This is a genomic window from Yersinia sp. 2542 StPb PI, from assembly GCF_048593855.1.
Lineage (GTDB): Bacteria > Pseudomonadota > Gammaproteobacteria > Enterobacterales > Enterobacteriaceae > Yersinia > Yersinia enterocolitica_E.
This window is the reverse complement of sequence record NZ_JAZGQA010000025.1, coordinates 24,730-33,764: the sequence shown is the minus strand read 5'-3', so window position 1 is coordinate 33,764 and position 9,035 is coordinate 24,730. Positions and strand designations below refer to the sequence as shown.

Genomic DNA, 9,035 nt, shown 5'->3' with positions numbered 1-9,035 from the left:
CCGGTGGTTGGTAACGCGAGGTGCGCATATTACGCTTTCCTCATTCAGAGTCAACTACTAATTTCGTTGAATTTCTCGGTTCTCTTTGCCGGTCACTTAACTACTTGATTCGTTGTGTGCCGTCTCGATGGATGCGCATTATAGGGAGTTCCGCGCCGCCCGCAACCGCTAATTTCAATAAAAATGACTGTTTGCTGCATTCCACAGCAAAACCCCACTTTATACCCAGTTGTGCACAAACTTATCCACAGATTGAATCTGCACTCAAAATTGACGAGCATCACGCAATCGTTTTCGCTACAATTCCCCGCGGCGAAAAAGAGTGACCTTGTCGGCAAAATATCGATGACATGATGTGATTTTTTATAAAACTGGAGAATACCGCTCAGGATAAAGCGTATTTTATTGTGGTAGAGGATGAATCGCCTTGGTGAAAGCAGCAAAGAGTGGCATTGCTCCCTATTTGGGACGTTATCTGAGTTTGTTCCTCTCTATATAGTTACCTATATAAGAAGGTAGGATTCAGATAACGCTCTATTGAATGTTTGCGAAGAATAACTGCGACTCCAAAGCCAAGGGATAAAACCATGCAACAACGCCGCCCAATCCGCCGTGCTCTACTCAGTGTGTCTGACAAAGCCGGTATCATCGAATTCGCCGCCGCACTTTCTCAGCGTGGCATCGAGTTACTTTCCACCGGTGGAACTGCCCGCCTGCTGGCCGATGCGGGTCTGCCCGTCACTGAGGTTTCTGACTATACCGGTTTCCCGGAAATGATGGACGGACGCGTTAAAACGTTGCATCCAAAAGTGCATGGCGGCATTTTGGGCCGTCGTGGTCAGGATGATGGCATCATGGCTCAACATGATATTCAGCCAATTGATATTGTTGTCGTGAATCTATATCCGTTCGCTCAGACAGTTGCTCGCCCGGATTGCTCACGGGAAGATGCAGTTGAGAATATCGATATCGGTGGCCCTACCATGGTGCGCTCCGCCGCCAAGAACCATAAAGATGTCGCCATTGTCGTTAAGAGTAGCGACTACCCAGCGATTATTGCCGAACTGGACGAGAATGATGGTTCATTAACTTATCCAACCCGTTTCGACTTGGCTATCAAGGCGTTTGAGCACACCGCCGCTTACGACAGCATGATTGCCAACTACTTCGGCGCGCTGGTGCCACCTTACCATGGTGATACCAAGCAGCCATCAGGCCGCTTCCCACGCACCCTGAATCTTAACTATATAAAGAAACAAGATATGCGCTATGGTGAAAACAGCCACCAGCAAGCGGCCTTCTATATAGAAGAAGAGGTTAAAGAGGCATCTGTGGCTACCGCACAGCAATTGCAGGGTAAAGCGCTCTCCTATAACAATATCGCAGATACCGATGCGGCATTAGAATGTGTGAAAGAGTTCAGCGAGCCTGCCTGTGTGATCGTCAAGCATGCCAACCCATGCGGCGTGGCGATTGCCGAATCGCTGTTGGCCGCTTACGAAAAAGCCTATAAAACTGACCCAACTTCTGCTTTCGGCGGCATTATTGCCTTTAACCGTGAATTGGATGCCGAAACCGCCAGCGCAATTATCAGCCGCCAGTTTGTTGAAGTCATCATTGCCCCCGCAGTCAGCACTGAAGCACTGGCATTGCTTGCCGCCAAACAAAATGTCCGTGTTCTGACCTGTGGCCAGTGGCAGGAGCGTGCTACCGGTCTGGACTTCAAACGCGTCAATGGTGGTTTGCTGGTCCAAGACCGCGATTTAGGTATGGTGACCGCAGCCGATCTGCGCGTGGTGTCCAAGCGCCAGCCAACGGAGCAAGAACTGCGTGATGCACTGTTCTGCTGGAAAGTAGCTAAGTTCGTTAAATCCAATGCTATTGTCTATGCACGCGACAATATGACTATCGGTATAGGCGCAGGCCAAATGAGCCGTGTCTATTCTGCCAAAATTGCCGGTATTAAAGCGGCGGATGAAGGATTAGAAGTAGCCGGTTCTGCCATGGCCTCCGATGCTTTCTTCCCGTTCCGTGACGGTATCGATGCTGCTGCATCTGTCGGGATCAGTTGTGTTATCCAACCGGGTGGTTCAATCCGTGACGATGAAGTCATTGCTGCGGCTGATGAGCATGGTATCGCCATGATCTTTACCGACATGCGCCATTTCCGCCATTAATTAACCCGCTTAACGGAGTCATCTGATGAATATTTTGATTATTGGTAATGGCGGGCGTGAACACGCGCTGGGCTGGAAAGCAGCACAGTCGCCTTTAGCGGGCAAAATTTATGTCGCGCCGGGTAATGCTGGCACCGCACTAGAATCTGGTTTAGAAAATGTCGATATCGCGGCAACTGATATTGCGGGTCTGTTGGCCTTTGCTCAGAGCCATGATATTGGCCTGACCATTGTCGGCCCGGAAGCACCGTTAGTTATTGGTGTGGTTGATGCTTTCCGCGCAGCCGGTTTGACCATTTTTGGGCCAACGCAAGCCGCGGCTCAGTTGGAAGGATCTAAAGCTTTCACCAAAGACTTCCTGGCGCGCCACAATATCCCAACTGCGTTTTACCAGAACTTCACCGAGGTGGAGCCTGCTTTAGCCTATGTTCGTAAAATCGGTGCACCAATCGTGATTAAGGCTGATGGGCTGGCCGCCGGTAAAGGCGTGATTGTTGCGATGACGTTGGAAGAAGCAGAAACCGCTGTTCATGACATGCTGGCAGGCAATGCCTTTGGTGATGCAGGCCACCGTATCGTGGTGGAAGAGTTTCTCGACGGCGAAGAAGCCAGCTTTATCGTGATGGTTGATGGTGAAAATGTATTACCAATGGCCACCAGCCAGGACCATAAGCGGGTTGGCGATGGTGATACCGGTCCGAATACCGGTGGCATGGGGGCATATTCCCCGGCACCGGTAGTCACTGATGAAGTTCATCAGCGAGTGATGGAAAGTGTTATCTGGCCGACAGTGCGCGGTATGGCGGCAGAAGGTAATGTCTATACCGGCTTCCTCTATGCCGGTCTGATGATTTCCGCTGACGGGCAACCAAAAGTGATTGAGTTCAACTGTCGCTTTGGTGACCCGGAAACTCAACCCATCATGCTACGCATGCGTTCAGACTTGGTTGAATTGTGCTTAGCCGGTGCGCAAGGCAAATTGAATGAGAAGACCTCTGACTGGGATGAGCGCCCATCGCTAGGTGTGGTGTTGGCCGCTGGCGGTTATCCGGCAGATTATCGCCAGGGTGATGTCATTCATGGATTACCACAGCAGGAGGTAGCTGACGGTAAAGTGTTCCACGCCGGAACCAAACTGAATGGCAATAATGAAGTCGTCACTAGCGGCGGTCGCGTATTGTGTGTAACTGCGCTGGGTGCCACCGTCGCCCAGGCACAGCAAAACGCGTATCGGTTAGCTGAAAATATTCAGTGGGAAGGGGCTTTCTACCGTAAAGACATTGGTTATCGGGCGATTGCTCGCGGTAAATAAACCTACCCTTGTATTCTACGGGCGCAGCTTGCTGTGCCCTGCTTCTTATCAGGCCTTACAAACTACCGGCTGTCGGCTCCCAGCGGCAGAAGTCCTGATTGGCAACCAACAGCAATTGCTGACCCTGCGACGAATCCAACCACGCGACGCCCAGAGCTTGCGCACTGCCCTCTCCCCGTTTGCTCAGCCATGCCTGTGAGTTATCGTCAACTTTCAATCGCAACGTCTTCTTATCACAGGTAGTAACCACACCATCTCGCCACTGTCCCTGAATTAACCTGACATTTCCGGCGCGCAGTGCACTGCTCTGTTCGAGAATTCGTTTCGCTTCCAACTGATAGACCGCGATATTATCCGCAGAGAGCTGCTCACGCCGTTCGGCCAGTTGGCGCTGCATAAAACTCACCTGTCCTTGTTCATCAAAACGCAGCTCGACGCTCTGCGGGTTATGACCCAAATCGTTGCGCCGAATTTCCCGCAAAATGCCATTTTGATATTCGTAGAAGGTTACGCGAGTATTGTCCCCGGAATAGGGGCTGTAGACGCTCATCAGCACTTGTGGCTGCTGCTGCGCATTATCCTGACGCCATAAACGAACGACACCGCTATCGGCGATATATCCGCTGGCACTAAATTGAGGGGAACCTGACTGACTGCTACAGGCGCTGAGACCAAAGGCTAAACCGAGGGTCATCAGCACCCGCTGCATAAACAAAAGGGGCTTTGCCACCCCCCTGCTTATTATTTTCACTGACACACTATTAAGATTTAACAGAATCTTTCAGTGCTTTACCAGAAACAAACGCTGGCACATTAGCTGCAGCAATTTTGATTTCTTTACCAGTCTGTGGGTTGCGGCCAGTGCGCTCATTACGATGGTTTACCTTGAAAGTACCAAAACCAACCAATTGTACTGGATCACCGTCTTTCAGAGATTCGGTAATTGCAGCCAGTGTGGACTCCAAAGCAGCTTTAGCTTGTGCTTTAGAAAGGTCCGCTTTGTCCGCGATTACGTCAATCAGTTGAGTCTTATTCATAAGTTATCCTTACAGTGTGTTTATCGTTTGCAAAGCATCGAGTGCGACGGATATGCCGATGGACAGCACTCTCCTGCATACACGCACCGATAGCCACTTTTTTTCGCCCCCCAAATGTAGAACAGACAGGGGGCAGATGTGAAGCCTTAAGACGTGACAAATCAGGCGTTAAATCACGTTTTCTTGCCTTATTGCGTTAAATTTATGCCAATGTTGCTAACAGCCGCTTCCCGCAGGTCAGATCGTAGCCCTTTTATCAGATCTAAGTCGCGCTCTTCACAGTCAGCTAACAGACGGAAAATCTCCCATTGGATATCCCATTCTTCTTCAATCGCAGGCAAAATTTTCAGTTCTTCATCGGTCATTTCTTTACCGGCCAACGTCATTTCCAACATTGCAACGGTACGAATTGATGCTTCGCTGATAGCGACAGCATGTTCCAGTGTTTCACCACTCAAACGCGAATGGATGGCCTCGCCCAATGCAATACAGGCATCGATGGCAGGATAAACACCGTAGATAGCATAGTCATCGGCTGAAGGAATTGCCTCTTCCAGCTTCTCTAACTGGCTATCAAAGTTAACTTTTGCGTCTTTTATGACCAAAGTTTCCCAGATCAGGTCCAGAATGCGCCGGTAAACAGCCGGGTCGCCAAATTCAGTTTCCAGACAAAATTGCTGATAGTTGGGATACATCCGCTCACATAAGCAAGCCATGAAAGTCAGGTGTTGCCAACTTTCCAGCTTCTCGAGACGTAGATGAATCGGATTACGTATCATTATAAGTTCTCATTATTCATTATCTGCGCGGCAGTGTACCCGAAATTAAATCATATCCCTATGGTTGCCAAGTAAATCAGGATTTTTCCGCACCCAACGCTGAAATTGCGGGCGGTTTGAGGCGATAGCATCAGCCCAACGGGTTGGCTCAGGCAAACGGTAGCCCGCCATGCAAGCCTGTACCCACGCCAAAGCACTGCTAACACTGACCCGATGACCGGGCGAGATAAACAGTGGATTGCAACGGACTTTGCTGCGCCACACCCAGCCAAGTTGCTCATCACCATCAATGAGTGGTTGTAATGCGCCGTTATCGCTCTCTAGCGGCAGAGAGTGCCCACACAGGCGACTTTTGGCGACACCAATGGTCGGAACATCAACCAACAGCCCAAAATGGCTGGCAACGCCTAAACGACGCGGATGTGCGATACCTTGCCCATCAACAAACACCAGTTGAGGCCGTTGCTGCAACTGCCCCCAGGCGGCTAATAATGCAGGATATTCACGGAAAGAGAGTAAACCGGGGATATACGGCAGTGAAGTTGCCACGCGGGCAACCTGATATTCCACCAGTTCTAGCGAGGGATAACGCAAAATCGCGATAGCAGCACGGGTAATCTCCCCCTGCTGCTCAAAACCAACATCCGCACCGGCAATAAAGTGCACTGACCCACTATCAAAATCATCGTGAAGAATAATGTCAGATGCTCGTTGTAACTGTTCTGCCCGTAACGCTTTGGTATCTATCATCGGCCAACCTCCCTCGCGCTTGAAGCTACAGTGCGGTTACCTGCCGCCCCAATGACTTTGGGTATAAGCGATTAGTTTTGATGATAAGGCTTTGATAACGTATGCACTGCATCAACAAAAGCCCCTGCATGTTGTGGCGGAACATCCTGATGAATGCCGTGCCCCAGATTAAACACATGCCCTTCACCCTGGCCAAAACTTGCGAGAATAGTACTCACTTCCTGCTCAATACGGGCAGGTGGTGCGTATAGCACAGAGGGGTCCATATTACCTTGCAGAGAGACCTTATCACCCACCCGACGGCGCGCATCGCCGATATCCGTGGTCCAATCCAACCCTAATGCATCACAACCGGTAGCAGCCATTGCTTCCAGCCATTGCCCGCCACCTTTAGTGAACAAGGTCACCGGCACCCGACGCCCGTCGTTTTCGCGGATCAGGCCATCGACGATTTTATGCATGTAGTTCAAGGAGAATTCAAGATAATCACGCCCTGTCAGTACCCCGCCCCAAGTATCAAACACCATCACAGATTGAGCGCCAGCTTTGATTTGCGCATTGAGATACAAGATGACGCTATCAGCCAGTTTATCCAGTAGCAGATGCAGGGTTTGCGGCTCGGCATACATCATTTTCTTCAGTTTGGTGAACGCTTTGCTACTACCACCTTCAACCATATAGGTTGCCAGCGTCCATGGGCTGCCGGAAAAACCAATTAATGGCACTGCACCTTTCAGCTCACGGCGAATGGTTCTTACCGCGTTCATCACATAACCCAATTCCTGTTCTGGGTCGGGGATGGGTAACTTTTCGACGTCGGCGCGACAAGTAATCGGGGATTGGAAGCGTGGACCTTCACCGGTTTCAAAATAGAGCCCCAGCCCCATAGCATCGGGGATGGTCAGAATGTCTGAAAACAGAATCGCGGCGTCCAATGGATAGCGACGTAATGGCTGCATCGTCACTTCACAAGCCAGTTCCGCATTTTTGCACAGCGACATAAAATCCCCGGCAACCGCGCGGGTAGCTTTATATTCCGGCAAATAACGGCCCGCCTGACGCATCATCCATACCGGCGTTACATCTACCGGTTGACGCAATAAGGCTCGCAGATAGCGATCGTTTTTCAACTCATTCATGGTGGAGCTCCCTTAATTATCTGGCGGCCATCTTTTAGCGGACCATATTGTAGCATGTCAGATAATACTTTCCTGCTAACTGCCGCCGCTATTAAGGGCGCGATAATGACTCACTCTCATGGGGTTTAAACTGCGTAGGCTATGAGGTTAGCGCTTCAGTACTCCCTTCTGATTAGATCAACTCACGGTGCTCGCGGCATAACACCACGGTATCTTCAATTAATCGTCGTGCTACGGTGCCTGGCGGCGGCAGTAATGGCAATTGGTCATAACGATACCAACCGGCATTTAGCAGCTCTTTAGGGTCATGTCGTAATTCACCACTGTCATACTCGGCCATAAACGCCATCATCAGTGAATGGGGGAACGGCCAAGGCTGTGATGTTACGTAGCGCAGATTTTTAATGTGAATATTACTTTCTTCTAAAACTTCACGGGAAACCGCCTGCTCCAGAGTCTCACCCACTTCGACAAAGCCTGCCAATACGGTATTAATGCCGCCACGATGCCGTACATGCTGCGCCAATAAAATTTCATCATCACGGCGAATGGCAACAATCACACAAGGGGCGACTTGTGGGTAATAGCGCTCACGGCAATGATTACACAGACAAGCCCACTCGGAACGGCTGGCCTGCATTTGGTGACCGCAATAACCACAAAAACGGTGAGAACGATAAAACTCTGCCAGTTGCACACCACGCCCAGCCAATTGGAACAAGCCGCGATCCACATCCAGTAATTGCCGCACGGACCCCATATCAGTAGACATCATCTGACGGATCAGCCATACCGCCTGCCCTTGCCATTCACCGATTTGCCTTGCCGTTGCGCCCTGCAATGACCAATTAGCGGCATTACCTTGTGGTAACTCCCCTTTCGGCAACCATAATTTGTTTTCATGACTGACAATCCACCAGCCACTTTCTTTACCTGTAAGTTGTAGTTCCATATCGTTGTTGCACAACCTCGACTTCACTGGCAATCTAGAATCCGGCTTGTTACATTTTTGTAACCCACTATTACTTTTCCTTACTCACGGAGTCGTTCATGCTCAACCGACTAGAAAGCCTGACTCAACGCGTTGGCGGCAGTAATGAATTAATTGATCAATGGCTTCATGCGCGTAAAGAACTGTTAGTTTCATATTGCACAGTGATCGGTATTAAGCCGCAAAAAGAAAAGCATACCCCGCTTAACGAAAAAGCGCTGGAGAACTTTTGCCATAATTTAGTGGATTATCTCTCTTCCGGGCATTTTCATATCTATGACAGAATTATCAAACAGGTGGAAGGCGCGTCTAGCCCAAAAATGGCGCTGACGACCAAAGTGTATCCTGCGTTAAAAAATAATACTCAAACGATCATGACATTCCATGATCGTTATACCAACATTGAGATCGATCAGGACAGTTGTATCGAGTTTCAACAAGCATTATCTGATATCGGTGAAGCCCTTGATGCCCGTTTCCGCTTGGAAGATCAATTGATTCAATGGGCATCCGAGTCGTGGCAAGCCGCCCAGCCAGTTATTCAAACAGGGCAGGTAAAATAACCCACTGAACAGCACGGGCTTGTAGTTTTAATTCAACCTCGTATAGTAAAGATTCTTGTCGGAGTGCCTAGCGATTGCCTTTTTAGGAAAGCAAACGCAGGCTGAGACCGTTAATTCGGGATCCGCGGAACCTGATCGGGTTAATACCCGCGAAGGGAACAAGAGTAATTTATCGCTACAGGCCCGGTCTTTATCCTTACAGGTAGCTGCCGGTTACTGGCCAACATCGTTACTCCCGCCAAGCTCCAGACAAGCAATTTTCCCTATAAACCACACTGGTAGGAATT

The 9,035-nt window shown here is 49.8% G+C and carries 9 protein-coding genes and 1 riboswitch; of the genes, 3 read left to right on the top strand and 6 right to left on the bottom strand.

Annotated features, from left to right (window positions below; all coding sequences use genetic code 11):
- Positions 1-587: 587 nt before the first annotated feature.
- A complete protein-coding gene (gene purH, locus V1952_RS05505) occupies positions 588-2,177 on the top strand; it encodes a bifunctional phosphoribosylaminoimidazolecarboxamide formyltransferase/IMP cyclohydrolase (protein WP_420074424.1) in 1,590 nt (529 codons plus the stop codon).
- Positions 2,178-2,202: 25 nt separating this feature from the next.
- On the top strand, positions 2,203-3,489 hold the full coding sequence (purD, locus tag V1952_RS05500; RefSeq protein ID WP_372560007.1) for a phosphoribosylamine--glycine ligase: 1,287 nt from the start codon (positions 2,203-2,205) through the stop codon (positions 3,487-3,489).
- A 55-nt stretch (positions 3,490-3,544) separates the two neighbouring features.
- Here purD and V1952_RS05495 read toward each other — a convergent pair whose 3' ends face one another.
- From V1952_RS05495 to nudC, 6 genes are all read right to left on the bottom strand, one after another.
- Complete coding sequence (locus V1952_RS05495; RefSeq protein ID WP_372560664.1) at positions 3,545-4,198, bottom strand: DUF1481 domain-containing protein; 654 nt, start codon at positions 4,196-4,198, stop codon at positions 3,545-3,547.
- A gap of 52 nt (positions 4,199-4,250) precedes the next feature.
- The gene (hupA, locus tag V1952_RS05490) at positions 4,251-4,526 is read right to left on the bottom strand and encodes a nucleoid-associated protein HU-alpha (RefSeq protein ID WP_004876782.1); all 276 of its coding nucleotides are present in this window, start codon (positions 4,524-4,526) and stop codon (positions 4,251-4,253) included.
- A gap of 188 nt (positions 4,527-4,714) precedes the next feature.
- Positions 4,715-5,305, bottom strand: a complete 591-nt coding sequence (locus V1952_RS05485) for a YjaG family protein (protein WP_372560008.1) — start codon at positions 5,303-5,305, stop codon at positions 4,715-4,717.
- Positions 5,306-5,350: 45 nt separating this feature from the next.
- Positions 5,351-6,055, bottom strand: coding sequence for a deoxyribonuclease V (gene nfi, locus V1952_RS05480; RefSeq protein ID WP_372560009.1), 705 nt, complete (start codon positions 6,053-6,055; stop codon positions 5,351-5,353).
- Between the two features lie 71 nt (positions 6,056-6,126).
- Positions 6,127-7,194, bottom strand: coding sequence for a uroporphyrinogen decarboxylase (hemE, locus tag V1952_RS05475; protein ID WP_420074423.1), 1,068 nt, complete (start codon positions 7,192-7,194; stop codon positions 6,127-6,129).
- Positions 7,195-7,366: 172 nt separating this feature from the next.
- Positions 7,367-8,146 carry an NAD(+) diphosphatase gene (gene nudC / locus V1952_RS05470; protein WP_372560011.1) on the bottom strand — a complete coding sequence of 260 codons (780 nt, stop codon included), beginning with the start codon at positions 8,144-8,146 and terminating at the stop codon, positions 7,367-7,369.
- A gap of 98 nt (positions 8,147-8,244) precedes the next feature.
- Here nudC and rsd point away from each other — a divergent pair, with 98 nt between their 5' ends.
- Positions 8,245-8,748, top strand: coding sequence for a sigma D regulator (gene rsd, locus V1952_RS05465; protein ID WP_372560012.1), 504 nt, complete (start codon positions 8,245-8,247; stop codon positions 8,746-8,748).
- 49 nt (positions 8,749-8,797) lie between these two features.
- Positions 8,798-8,923: riboswitch (TPP riboswitch) on the top strand.
- Positions 8,924-9,035: the final 112 nt, after the last annotated feature.